The organism is Halomonas sp. (assembly GCF_014859505.1).
GTDB lineage: Bacteria > Pseudomonadota > Gammaproteobacteria > Pseudomonadales > Halomonadaceae > Halomonas.
This window is the reverse complement of sequence record NZ_JACUUD010000072.1, coordinates 1-15,587: the sequence shown is the minus strand read 5'-3', so window position 1 is coordinate 15,587 and position 15,587 is coordinate 1. Positions and strand designations below refer to the sequence as shown.

Annotated in this window: 15 protein-coding genes; 3 read left to right on the top strand and 12 right to left on the bottom strand. The window is 70.2% G+C overall.

Features of this window, described 5'->3' with window-relative positions:
• The coding region (locus IBX53_RS10580; protein WP_290908945.1) for a hypothetical protein at window positions 1-290 on the top strand (290 nt) is incomplete at its 5' end.
• Window positions 291-375: 85 nt separating this feature from the next.
• Here IBX53_RS10580 and murB read toward each other — a convergent pair.
• Genes murB through IBX53_RS10535 form a run of 9 tightly spaced genes read right to left on the bottom strand, consistent with a single transcriptional unit; the run spans window position 376 to window position 9,163 of the window.
• Complete coding sequence (gene murB, locus IBX53_RS10575; RefSeq protein WP_290908943.1) at window positions 376-1,395, bottom strand: UDP-N-acetylmuramate dehydrogenase; 1,020 nt, start codon at window positions 1,393-1,395, stop codon at window positions 376-378.
• Window positions 1,392-1,868, bottom strand: coding sequence for a low molecular weight protein-tyrosine-phosphatase (locus tag IBX53_RS10570; protein ID WP_290908940.1), 477 nt, complete (start codon window positions 1,866-1,868; stop codon window positions 1,392-1,394). Before IBX53_RS10570 ends, murB begins: the two co-directional genes overlap by 4 nt.
• Window positions 1,868-2,653, bottom strand: coding sequence for a 3-deoxy-manno-octulosonate cytidylyltransferase (gene kdsB, locus IBX53_RS10565; protein ID WP_290908938.1), 786 nt, complete (start codon window positions 2,651-2,653; stop codon window positions 1,868-1,870). Before kdsB ends, IBX53_RS10570 begins: the two co-directional genes overlap by 1 nt.
• Complete coding sequence (locus tag IBX53_RS10560) at window positions 2,653-2,862, bottom strand: Trm112 family protein (RefSeq protein WP_290908935.1); 210 nt, start codon at window positions 2,860-2,862, stop codon at window positions 2,653-2,655. The genes kdsB and IBX53_RS10560 overlap by 1 nt, the downstream gene beginning before the upstream one ends.
• Window positions 2,863-2,872: 10 nt before the next feature.
• A complete protein-coding gene (lpxK, locus tag IBX53_RS10555) occupies window positions 2,873-3,943 on the bottom strand; it encodes a tetraacyldisaccharide 4'-kinase (RefSeq protein WP_290908932.1) in 1,071 nt (356 codons plus the stop codon).
• Complete coding sequence (gene msbA, locus IBX53_RS10550; RefSeq protein WP_290908930.1) at window positions 3,940-5,700, bottom strand: lipid A export permease/ATP-binding protein MsbA; 1,761 nt, start codon at window positions 5,698-5,700, stop codon at window positions 3,940-3,942. Before msbA ends, lpxK begins: the two co-directional genes overlap by 4 nt.
• Complete coding sequence (locus tag IBX53_RS10545) at window positions 5,697-6,149, bottom strand: biopolymer transporter ExbD (RefSeq protein ID WP_290908927.1); 453 nt, start codon at window positions 6,147-6,149, stop codon at window positions 5,697-5,699. Before IBX53_RS10545 ends, msbA begins: the two co-directional genes overlap by 4 nt.
• The gene (locus IBX53_RS10540; protein WP_290908924.1) at window positions 6,146-6,844 is read right to left on the bottom strand and encodes a MotA/TolQ/ExbB proton channel family protein; all 699 of its coding nucleotides are present in this window, start codon (window positions 6,842-6,844) and stop codon (window positions 6,146-6,148) included. Before IBX53_RS10540 ends, IBX53_RS10545 begins: the two co-directional genes overlap by 4 nt.
• A 42-nt stretch (window positions 6,845-6,886) precedes the next feature.
• On the bottom strand, window positions 6,887-9,163 hold the full coding sequence (locus IBX53_RS10535) for a DNA internalization-related competence protein ComEC/Rec2 (RefSeq protein WP_290908922.1): 2,277 nt from the start codon (window positions 9,161-9,163) through the stop codon (window positions 6,887-6,889).
• Window positions 9,164-9,298: 135 nt separating this feature from the next.
• Here IBX53_RS10535 and IBX53_RS10530 point away from each other — a divergent pair, with 135 nt between their 5' ends.
• Window positions 9,299-9,835 carry a DUF2062 domain-containing protein gene (locus tag IBX53_RS10530; protein WP_290908920.1) on the top strand — a complete coding sequence of 179 codons (537 nt, stop codon included), beginning with the start codon at window positions 9,299-9,301 and terminating at the stop codon, window positions 9,833-9,835.
• 86 nt (window positions 9,836-9,921) lie between these two features.
• Here the strand turns inward: IBX53_RS10530 and IBX53_RS10525 are convergent, their stop codons facing one another.
• From IBX53_RS10525 to IBX53_RS10515, 3 genes are all read right to left on the bottom strand, one after another.
• The gene (locus IBX53_RS10525) at window positions 9,922-10,659 is read right to left on the bottom strand and encodes an ABC transporter ATP-binding protein (RefSeq protein WP_290908918.1); all 738 of its coding nucleotides are present in this window, start codon (window positions 10,657-10,659) and stop codon (window positions 9,922-9,924) included.
• 7 nt (window positions 10,660-10,666) lie between these two features.
• Entirely contained in the window at window positions 10,667-11,908 is a 1,242-nt protein-coding gene (locus IBX53_RS10520; protein WP_290908916.1) for a lipoprotein-releasing ABC transporter permease subunit, read from the bottom strand.
• A gap of 97 nt (window positions 11,909-12,005) precedes the next feature.
• The gene (locus tag IBX53_RS10515; RefSeq protein ID WP_290908914.1) at window positions 12,006-14,267 is read right to left on the bottom strand and encodes an EAL domain-containing protein; all 2,262 of its coding nucleotides are present in this window, start codon (window positions 14,265-14,267) and stop codon (window positions 12,006-12,008) included.
• Between the two features lie 288 nt (window positions 14,268-14,555).
• Between IBX53_RS10515 and IBX53_RS10510 the strand changes: the two genes are divergently transcribed.
• Window positions 14,556-15,587: agmatine/peptidylarginine deiminase (locus IBX53_RS10510; RefSeq protein ID WP_290908912.1), on the top strand; the 1,032-nt coding region annotated here is incomplete at its 3' end.

Sequence of the window (15,587 nt, the reverse complement as noted above, 5' to 3'; positions counted from 1 at the left end):
AGCCGAAGGCCGAGGCACCGAAGCCGACCGAGCCGAAGGCCGAGGCACCGAAGCCCGCCGAGCCGAAGGCCGAGGCGCCGAAGCCCGCCGAGCCGAAGCCGACCGAGCCCAAGCCCGACGCACCGAAGGCCGAAGCGCCCAAGGCCGCCGAGCCGAAGGCCGACGCCAAGGCCGAGGAGACGCCGGAGGAGCGCCGTGCCAACCGCCGTCGCCGCCGCGCTCATAATGACCCGCGGGAAATCCGCCGTCGTGAGCTGGAAGCCAAGGCCCAGGAGGGCAAGCAGGGCTGAGGCCCCGCTTTCCTCCCCTCAAGCGACAGCGCCCGCAGCCATGGCTGCGGGCGCTGTCGTTTCGGGTCAGGCTGTCAGGCCTGGCTCATCGCTCGCCGGGAAGCCGGGGCTCCCGCTCCAGGGTCACGCCGAAGCGATCACGCACCGTATTGGCCACCCGGTCGGCGAAGGCAAGCAGTTCGCCGGCGCTGCCGCCGCCGAAGTGCACCAGCACCAGCGCCTGGCGCTCATGCACCCCGAAGTGCCCTTCACGCAGGCCCTTGAGGCCACAGCGATCGATCAGCCAGCCGGCGGCCAGCTTGACCCGCCCGTCGGGCTGGGAAAAGTGCGGCATCCCGGGGTGCTCGGCCAGCAACCGCTCGGCCAGGCCCGCCTCCACCACGGGATTCGTGAAGAAGCTGCCGGCGTTGCCGAGCAGTGCCGGGTCGGGCAGTTTCTCGCGACGAATGGCACACACCGCCTCGGCCACCGCCAGCGGTGTCGGGGCCTTCCCTACCCGACCGGCCAGATCGCCATATGCCAGGCGCGGCCGTGCGGTGCGCGAAAGACGCATCACCAGCCGGGTGATCACCACCCGCCCCGCCAGACGCCCCTTGAAGATGCTTTCACGGTAGCCGAAGGCGCACTCCTGGGGCGTCATCCACGCCTCGCGGCCATCCGCCAGATCCACCACCTGCAGCGCCTCCAGTACCTCGCGGAGCTCGACCCCATAGGCGCCGATATTCTGGATCGGCGCCGCGCCGCAGTGCCCTGGAATCAGCGCCAGGTTCTCGGTGCCCCAGAGGCCGCGGCGGGCCAGGGCCATCACCAGCTCGTGCCAGACCACGCCGGCCTCGGCATGGATCTGGACCGAGTCGTCCTCGCCCTCCTCGAGCCACCAGGCCGCCATGGCCGGCCGGATAACCAGCCCAGGCAGGCGCTCGGGCAGGATCAGGTTGCTGCCGCCGCCGAGCAGGGTCAGCGGCCAGTCCCGGGCGCGCGCCTCAACCAGGGCCGCCTGCAGCTCGGCCAGGCTTGCGGGCGCCGCGAAATGCGCCGCCGTGCAGGGCAGGCCCAGGGTGTTCGCCGACGTCAGGTCGGCTGCCGGGTAAGGCGACGGACTCAAGGGCGGCGCTCCAGCCGCGCCTCGATCTCTGCCAGCAGGCCACGAGCCCCCTGCTCCACCAGGTCGAGCACCTCCTCGAAACCCCGCTCGCCGCCGTAGTAGGGGTCGGGCACGGCGCGATCCGGCATGCCGGCGAAGGCGAGGAAGAGCCCGAGATGGGCGTCGAGGTTCGCGGGGGCCCGGGCCTGCATGGCCGCCAGGTTGTCGTGGTCCATGGCCAGCAGATAGTCGAAGGCGTCGAAGTCTTCTTCATGCAGCTGACGGGCACGCAGCGTCGAGAGGTCGATGCCGCGACGGGCGGCGACCTCGCGGGTGCGCGGATCCGGCGCCTTGCCGACGTGCCAGTCGCCGATGCCGCAGGAGTCCACCTCGACCCGGTGAGCCAGGCCGCGCTCGTCGAGCAGCCGGCGGAACACTCCCTCGGCGGTGGGCGAGCGACAGATATTGCCCAGGCAGACGAAGAGTACGCGCATCACTCCCCTCCCCGGCGCTCGACGGCGTCCAGCAGGGCCCGCACCCGGGCCAGGTCCTCGGCGGTATCGACACCGGCGGGATGGGGCTCCCGGACCAGGGCCACCTGAATGGCATGGCCGTGATGGAGCGCACGCAGCTGCTCGAGCTGCTCGAGCTGCTCCAGGGGCGAGGGGGCCCAGTCGCGATACTCCCCCAGGAAGCCCGCGCGATAGGCGTAGAGGCCGATGTGGCGCAGCCAGGCGTCGGTCTCGAGCAGCTCGGGGCGGAAGGCAAAGGCGTCACGGTCCCAGGGGATGGGCGCCCGGGAGAAGTAGAGCGCACGCCCGGAGAGGGCGCGCACCACCTTCACCACATTGGGGTTGAAGAGGCTCTCCACGTCGCTGATCGGCTCGGCCAGGGTGGCGATGGAGGCCTCCGGGTCGTCGAAGAGCCGGTCCGCCACCTGGTCGATCAGCGTCGCCGGGATCAACGGCTCGTCGCCCTGGACATTGACCAGCACGGCGTCATCGGCCAGGCCCAGCCGCTCGGCCACCTCGGCCAGGCGATCGGTGCCGGAGGGGTGGTCGGCGCGGGTCATCAGCACCTCGGCGCCCTCGGCCAGCATGGCCTGCTCGATGCGGGGATCGTCGGTGGCCACCACCACCCGCACGGCCCGGCTCTCGCAGGCACGCCGCCAGACATGGGCCACCATGGGCCGGCCGGCGATCTGGGCCAGTGGCTTGCCGGGCAGCCGCGAGGAGGCAAAGCGCGCCGGGATGACGGCGATGAACTCCCGCTCGGCCATCACGCCTCCCCCGTGCGTCCGGGGGAAGCGCGCAGCTTCTCGTCGGCGGAGAGCGCTCGTGCCTCCTCGGGCAACATCACCGGAATCCCGTCGCGCACCGGATAGGCCAGGCCATCATAGAGGCAGTGCAGCTCCTCGGCCTCGCGCTGGTACTTGAGCTTGCCCTTGCACAGCGGGCAGACCAGCATGGCCAGCAGTTCCTTGTCCATCGTGTTCACCTCACTCCTGATGGTGAGCCGGCGCACTGCCGGCTCGCGAATTCATGTCGGGCGCCGCGGCGGCCAGGGCGGCCAGCCGTTCCTCAAGCCAGCCGACGAAGGCGGGGTCAGGGCTGGCCTCCACCTCCAGCACCCAGCTGTCGGAGGGCGCCAGGTCGCGGCACTTCACGGCGTCCTTGGCGGTCATCACCAGCGGGCGACCATCGCCGAAGGCGAGCTCCTCGGCGCGATAGGCGTGGTGGTCGCCGAAGGGGTGGGCCGACGCCTCGACGCCGAGACCCGCCAGGGTCTCGAAGAAGCGCGCCGGCCGGCCGATGCCGGCCACGGCGTGTACCGGCATGGAGAACGGCAGCGGCGCCAGGGGCAGTCGCTCGCCATCATCCAGCCGGCGCCAGCCCACCGGCGCGAGTTTCATGATGAAGGCGCCGGCCGGCGGCGCAAAGCGCGGCTCGCCGTTGACCATCACTCCATTGATCACGACCGCATCGACGCTGGCCAGGCGCGAGAGCGGCTCGCGCAGGGGGCCGGCCGGCAGGCAGCGTCCGTTGCCGAAGCCCCGCGCGCCATCCACCACCACCACCTCGAGATCGCGCCCCAGGGCCAGGTGCTGCAGACCATCGTCGCTGACCAGGATATCGCAGCCCGCCGCGAGCAGCCTTCGCGCCCCGCGGGGGCGGTTCGGATCCACCACCACCGGCACGCCGCTCTGGTCGGCCAGCATGCGCGGCTCGTCGCCGCACTGGGCCGCCGGCGTCTGGTCCTCGACCAGCAGCGGATAAGCGTCGCTCTTCCCGCCATAGCCGCGAGAGAGGATGCCCGGGCGCCAGCCGCGCTCGACGAGATGGCGCACCAGCCAGGCCACCAGCGGCGACTTGCCGGTGCCACCCAGGGTCAGGTTGCCCACCACGATCACCGGCACAGGCGCCCGCCACGCCGTGCGGCGCCCCTCGGCGAAGGCGGCGGCGCGGCGCGCCACCGAAACGCGGTAGAGCCCCTCCAAGGGGCGCAGCAGGGCGAGCCAGGGCGAGCCTTGATAGGCCGCCGCCAGCCAGCGCTCCCCCGCCCCCCTCATGCCGAGTCCGCTTCCTGGAACTGCAGGCGATGCAGGGCCGCATAGGCGCCGTCACGGCCGATCAGTTCGGCGTGGCTGCCCTGCTCGATCACCTCGCCCTGCTCCATCACCAGGATGCGGTCGGCACGCTCGATGGTGGAGAGGCGATGGGCGATCACCAGGGTGGTACGCCCCTTGCAGACCTCCTCCAGGGCCGCCTGGATATGGCGCTCGGATTCGGTATCCAGCGCCGAGGTGGCCTCATCAAGGATCAAGAGCGGCGCGTCCTTGAAGATGGCGCGGGCGATGGCCAGGCGCTGACGCTGGCCGCCGGAGAGCATCACGCCATTGTCGCCCACCACGGTGGCGTAGCCGCCGGGCAGGCGTTCGATGAACTCGTGGGCGTGGGCGGCCCGTGCGGCGGCCTCGATGGCTGCAGGCTCGGCATCCGGCACCCCGTAGGCGATGTTGTCGGCGATGCTGGCGTTGAACAGGGTCACCTGCTGGGAGACCAGGGCGATCTGACGTCGCAGCGGCGCCAGGCGATAGTCGTCCAGGGGCACGTCATCGACCAGCACCCGCCCCTCGGTGGGCCGGTAGAAGCGTGGCAGCAGACCCACCAGGGTCGACTTGCCGCTGCCCGAACGGCCGACGATGGCGATCATCTCCCCCGGGGCGACCTCCAGGTCGATCCCCTTGAGCACCTCGGGCTGGTCCTCTCCATAGCGGAAATGCACGCCCTCGAGACGTACCCGTCCCTCGAGACGCTCGGCCTCATGGCGGCCCTCGTCCCGCTCGGCGGGCACCTCCAGCAGGCCGAACAGCTCGGCGGCGGCGGCCAGCCCCTTCTGGATCTCGCTGTTGATCTCGGTGAGCTGGCGCACCGGCTTGGCCATCAGCGAGGCGGCGGTGATGAAGGCCACGAACTCGCCGGCGGTCATGTTGTCCATCAGCGCCGGCGACATCGCCAGCCACACCAGCACCGCCAGGGCCAGGGCCACCAGCAGCTGGATGATCGGCGTGCTGACCGCCTTGGTCAGCGCCTCCTTCATGCTCTGCTGGCGGTTGTACTCGCTGGCCGCCGCGAAGCGGGCCTTCTCGAAGGACTCGGCGCCATGGGTGCGCACCACCCGGTAGCCGGAGAGCGCCTCGGAGGCCACATGGGTGACGTCGCCCATGGAAGCCTGGATACGCGCCGAGATGCGCCGGAAGCGCTTGCTGGCGTAGCTGACCACGCCGCCGATCAGCGGTGTCACCGTCAGGAACAGTAGGGTCAGCATCCAGTTGGTCCACAGCAGATAGCTCACCAGGCCGATGACGAACAACCCCTCGCGCAGCAGGATGGTCAGCGCCTTGGTGGCCGCGCCCGTCACCTGCTCCACGTGGTAGGTGACCCGCGATATCAGGTGGCCGCTGGAGTGGCTGTCGAAGAAGCGCCCCGGCAGGTGCAGCATGTGGTCGAAGACGTTGCAGCGCAGGGCATGAACCACGTTGCGCGCCACGTTGCTCATGAAGTAGGTGCCGAGGAAGGTGCCGAGCCCCCGGGCAGCGAACATTCCCACCACGAACAGCGGCAGGAAGAGCCGGAAGCCGGCATCGGGGTCCTGGATGCCATCGATCAGCCGCTTCATCATCTCGGCCAGGGCCGTGCTGGAAGCGGCATAGATGACATAGCCGACGATGGCCAGGGCGAAGGAGCGCCAGTGGGGGCGCACATAGCTCAGCAGGCGCTTGTAGAGCGTCCAGCCCGAGTGCTGGGGGGTCCCGTCCGGGTTCACGGCGTCTCCGCTTGTGGGGAAATGGTCTCGCTCGGCGAGGTATTACCGGGGCGGCTATCGGTAGTGGCGATGCGCACCCGCTGGATACCCTGCAGGCCGGCCTGGTCGAGCACGCGCACCACGGCGGCGTGGCTGGCGCGGCCGTCGGCCTCCACCACCAGGCCGTGCTCACGAGCCTCCTCGGCATCGGCGGCCAGCGCCGCGGGGAGCTCGGCCGGGGACAGCTCGCGCTCGCCGAGCCGGTAGACATCCGCCGCGGTGACCACCACCGTGACCGGCGAGACTTCGGCAGCTGCCCCGCTGCTCGTCTCGGGCAGTTCGAGCTCCAGCGCCTGGCGGGTCTCGAAGGTGGTGGAGACCATGAAGAAGATCAGCAGCAGGAACACCACGTCGATGAGCGGCGTGAGGTTGACCTCCACCGGGTCGCGGCGGGTACGCGCAAACCTCACGGGCGCATCACCCGGGGCGCCATCCGCCCGTCAGCCTCGAGGCGCTCCTCCTCCCCGGTGACCTCGTGGCGTTCGGCCAGGGTCAGCTCGCCGCCGAAGTGGGCGAGAAACTCCACCACCTGGCCCGACTGCTCCTCCATGCGCAGAGTGATGTCCTCGATCCGGCGCAGGAAGTAGCGATGGAACATCAGGGCCGGGATCGCCACGGTCAGACCCGCCGCCGTGGTGACCAGGGCGCGGGAGATGCCGCCGGCCAGGTCGGCGGTGCGGCTGGTGCCGTCGCCGGCGACGATCACCGAGAAGACCTCGATCATGCCCACCACGGTGCCCAGCAGGCCGATCAGCGGGGCGATGGCGGCAATGGTGCCCAGCGGGCTGAGGAAGCGCTCCATGTCGTGGATTACCGCCGTACCCGCCTCCTGGAGCCGAGCCCGCACCTGTTCATGGCCGAGCCGGGCGTTGCGCATCCCCGCGGCCAGCACCCCGCCCAGCGGCGAGTGGCTCTCCAGCCAGTAGAGGTTGATCTGGCCGCGGGCCACCAGGGTGCAGACCTCCTGGCCGAGCCCTCGAGGAGCGATGCGCCCTGCGCGCAGGGTCCAGAGGCGTTCGATGATGATCACCGTGGCCAGCAGCGAGCAGCCGAGCAGCGGCAGCATCAGCCAGCCCCCGGCAACCAGGGCCTCCATCATGTCCATGCGCTTCCCCTCGAAGATGCCCAGTGATACGTGTTCCCGATCTCAGGGCGATTCTAACGCATGGCAGTCGGCTCCGACACCGCCCCACCGCCAGGGCTGTCGCCGCGTGCTCTCGACGGCTCTCCCCGCCTCGCCTCCGAGCCGGAAGGTCAGCGCGCCATCCAGCGCCGTGCTCCACTGGCAGCTGCCCGCCGCCCGGAAGCGTCGCACCACCTCATCATGGGGATGGCCGAAGGCGTTGTGCCGACCGGCACCGTAGACCACCTGGCGCGGCGTGAGCCACTGTACCAGCTGAGGCCCGGAGCTGGTCTGGCTGCCGTGGTGGCCGGCCACCAGCAGGGTCACCGGCGCCTCGGCCTCGAGCAGGAAGGCGCGCTCCACCTGGCGCCCCACGTCGCCGGTGATCAGCAACCGCTGTTCGCCCACGCTCGCCTCCAGCACGCAGGAGCGGTCATTGCTGGAGAGCGCGGAGGTCTCCGCGGGCGGCCACAGGAAACGGAACCGCACGCCGTCATGCTCCCAGCTGTCCCCGCGTCGACAGGGGGAGAAGGGCACGCCGATCTCTTCGCCGGGCGGCGCCAGGAAGCGTCCCACCCGATGTCGCTCCGCGAGCACCGCCACTCCGCCAGCATGGTCGATGTCGTCGTGGCTGACGATCACCTCATCGAAGTGCTGGCCCGGCGGCCAAAGCACGCTGACCGGTGCAAACCCAGAGGCGAAGCGCGGCCCAGCATCATAGAGCACCCGATAGCCGGCGGTGCGCAGCTCCACCAGCTGCCCCTGGCCCACGTCCAGCACGCGCACCTCCAACTGGCCATGGGGGATACCCGAGGGCGCAAGGGTCAGCGCCACCGCGGCCAGCGCCAGGCTGCCCGCGGCACGCAGCGGCCCTACCAGCCCGGGCAGCACCCAGAGCAGTGCCACCAGACCCAGGCAGAGGGCCAGGGGTGTCACCAGGGCGGGTTCGGGGAGCCACAGCGGCACCCAGGCCACCGCCGCCTCCAGCCAACGGGCCAGCACCTCCGCCAGCCGGTCGAACAGCCACCAGCACAGCGCCGAGAGCGGCGGCAAGGGAGCGAGCAGCCAGCCGAGCAGTCCCAGCGGCACCAGCAAGCTGCTGACGACAGGTACCGCCACCAGGTTGACCAGCGGCGCCGCCGGAGCCAGGCGGGCGAAGGCGAGCAGCACCGCCGCCGCCATCACTGGCGCCAGCAGCAGCTGGGTTCGGACTAGAGCCCACAGCCAGCCGCGCACGCCGCGGGGACGAGGCCGACCCTGCCAGGCCAGGATCAGCAGCGCCACCGCCAGGAAGGAGAGCCACAGCCCCGGTCGCCAGGCACTCAGCGGGTCTATCGCCAGCACCACGGCCAGGGCCAGCCACCAGCCCTGCCAGGGACCCGGTGCGTGACGCCCGCTGGCGACCCAGAGCCCCACCAGCGCCATCACCAGGGCGCGCAGCGCCGGCGGTTCCAGCCCCGAGAGGGTCGCATAACCCGCCGCCGCGGCGCCGGCCAGCCACCAGGGCCACACCGCCAGGCGCCAGCGCCCCGGGGTCGCCAGCCTGGCCGCCCCGCGACCCAGCAGCAGGGCGAAGCCTGCCACCAGCCCCACGTGGAGGCCGGAGATCACCATCAGGTGGGTAGTGCCGCTGGCGTTGAGCAACGCCCAGTCCTCGGCGGTCAGCCGATCGCCGGCGCCCAGGGTCAGCGCCGCCAGCCAGCGCTCGGCGCGAGGCGGCAGCATCCGGCCCTCCAGATGGGAAAGGGCCCGCGCGCGCAGCCCGGGGGTGGACTCGGCCAGCCGCCGCGACGGCGGTTCACGACGCACATAGCCAGTGGCCTGGATGCCCTCGCGCCACAGCCAGGCCTCATAGTCGAAGGTGTGGGGATTGGCGAACCCCGCCGGCGGGCGCAGGCGAACGGTCAGCGCCCAGCGTTCGCCTGGCTGCATGGGGGGCGCCTCGAAGGCACTCAGGCGCACCCGCCGCAGGCGGTCGCAGTCGGGGCGCCCCTCGGCGAGAGGACGGCACGCCGTCACCTCCAGGGTGAGGCGGGTCAGCCGCTCCTCCTCGGCGATCGCCACCAGTCGCCCCTCCACGGCGAGATCCTCGCGGATCAACCCCTCGGGCAGGCCGGCGCCGCGGACCAGCAGCAGGCCGACGGTCACCCCGACCAGCGCCGCCAGGGGCAGCCAGCCGGCCGGTTGCCGCCGTGCCAGCACCAGCAGGGCGAAAAGCCCCAGTCCCTCGAGCAGCCCCGGCGGAGGTCGACTGCCCAACCCCAGGCCACCGAGCACGGCCAGGGCCAGGAGAACTGCCATTCCTGGTCGCATTCCCTTGCTCCGGGTGGATGCATGTCTGCCCGCGCACGGCGCCCTGCGTGGAAGCGCCGTCATGGCAAAGGCAGGCCCTTGCATGGATAATAGCTGGCGTCACGATGCCGCGAGCCCGACGACATGCTGCGCCGCTTCCTACAGCGCTACATGCCCCACCCCGAGACACTCAGGCGCCAGCGCTCGCTGCGTTTCATGAGTCATCTCATCGGCAACCCCGCCCTGTGGGTGCTGAGCCGACGAAGCGTGGCCAACGCCTTCTCGGTGGGCCTGTTCAGCGCCATGTTGCCGATCCCCTTCCAGATGATGGTGGCCGCCCTGGGCGCCTGGCTGGCGCGAGCCAATCTGCCGCTCTCCGTGGGCCTGGTGTGGATCACCAACCCGCTGACCATGCCGCTGATCTTCTACGCCAACTACCGTCTCGGGGCCTGGCTGATGAACACCCCGGCCCGGGAGGTCCCGGACCGCCTCTCCACCCGCTGGATCGCCGAGCAGATGGCCGATATCCTGCCCGCTCTGGCGGTGGGCTCCGTGGTCACCGCCATCGTCCTGGCGCTGCTCGGCAATCTGGTGATCCGGCTGATCTGGCGCTGGCAGGTCTCGCGCAGCTGGAAGGCCCGTCGGCGTCGCAGGAGGCCCTGCAAGGAGGACCCGCTATAGCCCTGCCTCACCTACGCCAACGGCCGGCCCCAAGGGGGCCGGCCGTTGGCTGTTACCGGGTGATATCGTCTCGCGGTGGGCTGGGCTCAGTCCACCGCCGGACCCCGCGGCTGCTCGGTCAGACGCCCCTCGTCCAGGCGCATGACCCGGTCCTGGTGGGCCGCCAGCGCCGGGTCGTGGGTCACGATCACGAAGGCACAGGCGGAGGTGCGCGCCAGCTCATCCATCAGCGCCAGGATGCTCGACGCGGTGTGCTGGTCCAGGTTGCCGGTGGGCTCGTCCATCAGCACCAGGCTCGGATCGGTGACCAGGGCCCGGGCGATGGCCACACGCTGACGCTCACCGCCGGAGAGCTCCCCGGGCTTGTGGTCCGCACGCTCGGCCATGCCGACCCGCTCCAGCAGCTGCCGTGCACGGGCCTCGGCCACCTTCTTGCGTTGCCCACGCACGATCAACGGCAGCGCGGCGTTCTCCAGGGCGGTGAACTCGGCCAGCAGGTGGTGGAACTGGTAGACGAAGCCGATATGCCGGTTGCGAAAGCGGCCCAGGGCTGCGTCACCCAGCGTCAGCAGCGACTCGCCGGCGATGCGAACCTCGCCCCGGGTGGGCTGGTCCAGGCCGCCCAGCAGGTTGAGCAGGGTGGTCTTGCCGGAGCCGGAGCTGCCGACGATGGCGACCCGCTCGCCGGCGTGGACGATCAGCGCCAGGCCGTCCAGCACGGTGATGTCCTGGGGGCCCTCGCTGTAGACCCGGGTCAGGTCGTGGCACTCCAGCATGACGCTTCCCAGCGCCGCGCGGGCGCCCTGCTCGGCTGTGGCTTGCATGGTCGTCTCACTCATAGCGCAGCACCTCCGCCGGCTTGACCCTGGCCGCCCGCCAGGCCGGATAGAGGGTGGAAAGGAAGGTCAGGACCAGGGCCGCGGCGACGATATCGCGCACGTCCGTCCAGTCGAGGCGCGAAGGCAGGTTGCTGATGAAGTAGACCCCGGCATCGAGGAACTGGATGCCGAACAGGCTCTCGACCCCGTCGATGATATTGGAGATGGTCAGCGCCAGCAGCACCCCGAGCACCACCCCGACCAGGATACCGATCACCCCGATGGCGAGCCCCTGAACGATGAAGATGCCCATGATCGAGCGTGGCGTGGCGCCGATGGTACGCAGGATGGCGATATCGGCATGCTTGTCGGTGACCACCATTACCAGGGTCGACACGATATTGAAGGCGGCCACGGCGATGATCACCGTCAGCAGAAGCCCGATCATGCGCTTCTCCATCTGGATCGCCTGGAAGAGGTTGCCGTGGGAGAAGGTCCAGTCGGTGCCACGGTAGCCCGGCCCGAGCTCGTTGACGATGCTGCTTGTCTCCGCACTGGCGGCGAAGAGGTCATCGAGCTCCAGGCGCAGGCCACCCACGGCGTCACCGAGCCGGGCGAGGGTCTGCATGTCCTCGATATTGGCGTAGGCCAGGGCGGCGTCGAGGTCGGCGCCGACGCTGAACACCCCGCTCACCGTGAACCGCTTGAGCCGCGGGAAGACCCCGGCCGGGGTGATCGAGGCCTCGGGCACCAGCAGGGTCACGGTGTCACCGACGCCGACTCCCAGCCGACGGGCCAGGATGGAACCCAGCACGATGTTCCACTCGCCGGGCTGCAGATCATTCAGAGTGCCCTGCTGCATGTGGCGGCCGATGATCGAGACGCGATCCTCCCATTCGGGGTGGATGCCGTTGACCATGGCGCCCTCGTTGCGGCCGCCCACCGAGAACATGCCCTGCTGCTCCACGTAGGGCGCGGCGCCGATCACCCGCTCGCGCTCCATCAGCCGGGCGGCCAGGGATTCCCACTCCACCATGCCGGTGCGCGACTCGACCTTGGTGTGGGGCACCATGCCGAGGATGCGAGTGCGCAGCTCGTGGTCGAAGCCGTTCATCACCGAGAGGACCAGGATCAGCACCGCAACGCCCAGCATCAGGCCCAGCATGGAGGTCAGCGAGATGAAGGAGATGAAGTGGTTGCGGCGCTTGGCGCGCACGTAGCGCAGCCCGATCAGGAATGGCAGACGGTCGAGCATGGTGGCGTTCCTTGTCAGCGGGCGCCCATGGTAAGGCTTTTTTGACGCCGCTGCATCGGGGCGGCGGCGCCTTGCCGCGCATTTGCACAGCTGTCGCTCAGCACAGCCGAGGCTCGGTCATCGGCTGCGCCACGGGCATGCCGATACAGGCCCCCTGGGCATGATCGATGCCCAGTTCACGCACCCGCACCAGCACTTCGGGGCCATGCACGAATTCCGCCACCGTCTCGATGCCCAGTTCCCGGGCGAAGCGCACGATACCGCGGGTCAGGGTCAGGGCCTGGGGGTCGCTGTCCAAGTGGCGAATCAGGCTGCCATCGATCTTGAGCAGGTCCACATCGAGGCGCAGCAGATGCTCGAAGTTCGCGTAACCGGTGCCGAAGTCGTCGATGGCGATGCGCACCCCCAGGGCGCGGGCCCGCGCGATGGCATCGCTGACCGCCGCATAGCTGTCGATGCTGTGGGATTCGAGGATCTCGAAGATCAGCCGGCTACCCAGGCCGCTCGCTGCCACCCGGGCGAGCAGCGGTTCACACACCTCGGGGTCCACCAGGTCCTCGGCGGAGAGGTTGAGGGAGAAGGCCTGGTCGCTGTCGGCCATCGCCGCCAGACAGCACTCGAGCATGGCCAGGGTCAACCGCCGGTGCAGCCGGCTGCGCCGCGACACCTCCAGAAACTGGCCGGGGTTCATCGTCTCGCCCCGCTCATCGATCAGTCGTATCAGGCACTCGTGCTTGGTGATCCGGCCGCTGGCAAGCTCGAGGATCGGCTGGAAGTAGGCGACGATCCGCCCATCATCGAGGGCGGCGGTGAGGCGGTTGGCCCAGGCCAGGTTCTGCTCGTAGCCCTGCCGAACTCCCATACCGGGGTCATGGATGCGGCTGCCCAGCTGCTGCTCGCGGGCCTGGCGCAGGGCCATCCCGGCCGCGGAGATCAACGCCTCGCGGCTCTCCTCCTCAAGCTGCCAGGTGGCGGCCAGTCCCAGGGTGGCATGCAGCGCGAGCTCCTGCCCTCGCCACGTCAGCCGAGAGCTGCCCACCGCCGCCTGCAGCGTCGCGAGGCGCTGTTCCAGCTCCGTCTGAGAGAGCCGGCCCGGCAACCAGATTGCCTGCTCGTCGGCGGGCATGCGGTAGAGCCGACTGCCACGCCACACCGGCCCCTCCAATGCGTCGGCGAGGCGAGCCGCCAGGTGGCGGATCACCTGATCGCCACAGGGCTGGCCGAAGACGCCATTGAACTGCTTGAAGCCATCGACGTTGACCAGCACCAGAGCGCCAGGCTTGTGCCCCTCCAGGTCGGCCAGCAGACGAGCACGGTTGGGCAGGCCGGTCAGGGGATCGGTATAGAGGGTGCGCAGCTGGCGCAGCATGCCGGCCACCAGCAGCAGGATGATCAGCGCCAAGAGCAGCACCCCCGCCCCCACCGTCGCCATGATGCGCAGGTTGGCCTGGCGCATCGGGGTGAGTACCGCATCGATCTCGGCCTGGGGCGCGCCGATGCCGAAGACCATGCCTGCGCGGGTGGTGGCGTGCAGTAGCATCCAGGGCTCCCCCGCCAGGGTCAGGGGACTCAGCGCCATCGCGGCGCCGGCCTCGCGATCCAGGGACTGGTCGATGACCGCCTCGATCAGCGGCTGGGCGCGTGCCTGATCCTCGGCCCGCGCCAGGCTCGTGAGGTTGCGGTACTCGCGGTCCACCAGAAAGGAGAAGGCGCTCGGCGTCACCTGTACATCGCTGATCAGGTCGATGATATCGCCGGCCACCCAGTCGCTGGCCGCCATGCCGAGCACGCGTTCGTCGGCGTCACGCACCGGAGCGCTGGCGCTGATCACCATGTCGTCGATGCGCGCCTTGAAGTAGGCGGCGGTCCAGTGCAGTGCCGGCGCCCCCTCGCGCCAGGCGTCGAGCCGTCTGGCCAGCCAGTCGCCTTCGGCCCAGCCCGACACAAGGGGAGCGACCCGCATTTCAGCACCCTGCCGCCAGGCGTAGATGCCCACCGGCGGCGTGGCGGCGTCGAGCCACAGGGTCACCCCCCGGGCATCGGGAAAGTCAGCCAGTGCCTGACGCAGGGCCTCCTCGGCCGCCGCGGGCCCACCGCCCAGTTCGATGAGCAGCTGGCCCACCCGGGCCAGGTCCTGGGTATTCTGCTCCATGCGCAGATGGTGGGCGTCGATGCGCTCCAGGTTGGCCTGGAAGGTCTCGTGGATCTGGTGCTCGCGCAGCTCGGCCAATGAGGTTTCGGCGATGCGCAGATTCAGGTCGGAGAGCAGCCACATGCCGCCGAGGAAGAGCGCCACCAGCAGTGCCAGCAGCAGCATGATGACGTGGCGCCCGGCCAGCCCGGAGGCGAGTCGTTTCATCGTGCGGCCTCGATGCGGCCGCGTCCACGGCAGGCGATCACAGCAGCGCAGCCACCTGGCAGCAGCCACGGGGCGAAGGGCAAGAGGGAGCGGGTCAACTGGCGCATGGGGCTCCTCGAAAGATCGGATGGACCATCAGCGACTCAACAAGCCGCGATAAACCAAGAATATCATCGACGCCTGTCTCCGGCCGAAGCCGATCCTCGCCCCGGCGCCACTTGCATCGTTGCCCGTTGATGCCTACATTCGCGACCTGACCCACCGATCCCAGCGGGGCTTTCACCGACCATGGCCAAACGCCTGCTTCCCGAATGGCATCCCCAGGATGCCGTCCAGCTTACCTGGCCCGCCCCCGAGAGCGACTGGGCGCCGCTACTGGAGCGCATCGAGGCCACCCTGGAGGCCATGGTGGTCGCCATCGCCCGCTATCAGGACGTACTGGTCAGCGTGCCCGACACTGCCACCCGCACCCATCTGGCCGGCCGTTTCGCCGCGCTGGGCGTGCCGGACGAGCGCCTGCTCCTGGTGGTGGCAACGTCCGACGACACCTGGACCCGGGACCACGGCCCGCTGGCGGTGGAGGAGAACGGCGAGCTGCGCCTGCACGACTACCTCTTTACCGGCTGGGGCGGCAAGTTCCCCGCCGCTCGGGACAACACCCTGACCCGCCGCCTGGCTCAGGCCGGCATCTATGCCTGCCCGGTGAGCGAGCGCGGTCTGGTGCTGGAGGGCGGCGCCCTGGAGAGCGACGGCGCCGGCACACTGCTCACCACCGAGGCCTGCCTGCTCAACCCCAACCGCAACCCCGGCCTGGACCGCCAGGCGGTGGAGGACTGGCTCCACGAGGACTTCGGGGTGACCCGGGTGCTGTGGCTGGCCCATGGCCATCTTGAGGGGGATGACACCGACAGCCACGTGGATACCCTGGCGCGCTTCTGCGACCCCGCCACCATCGCCTACGTGCACTGCGACGACGAGGCCGACCCCCACTACCCGGCGCTGGCCGCCATGGAGGCGGAGCTCAAGGCGCTGCGCCGCCGCGACGGCGAGCCCTACCGCCTGGTGCCGCTGCCCTGGCCGCGCCCCTGCTTCGACCCGGTGGACGGTCACCGCCTGCCGGCCACCTACGCCAACTTCCTGATCATCAACGGTGCGGTGCTGGTGCCCACCTACGGCGACGCGGCCGACACCCGGGCCCTCACCGCCCTGGCCGGCGCCTTCCCGGGGCGCGATATCATTCCCATCGACTGCCTGAGCGTAATCCGCCAGCACGGCAGCCTGCACTGCCTGACCATGCAGCTGCCCCAGGGCAGCCTGGCC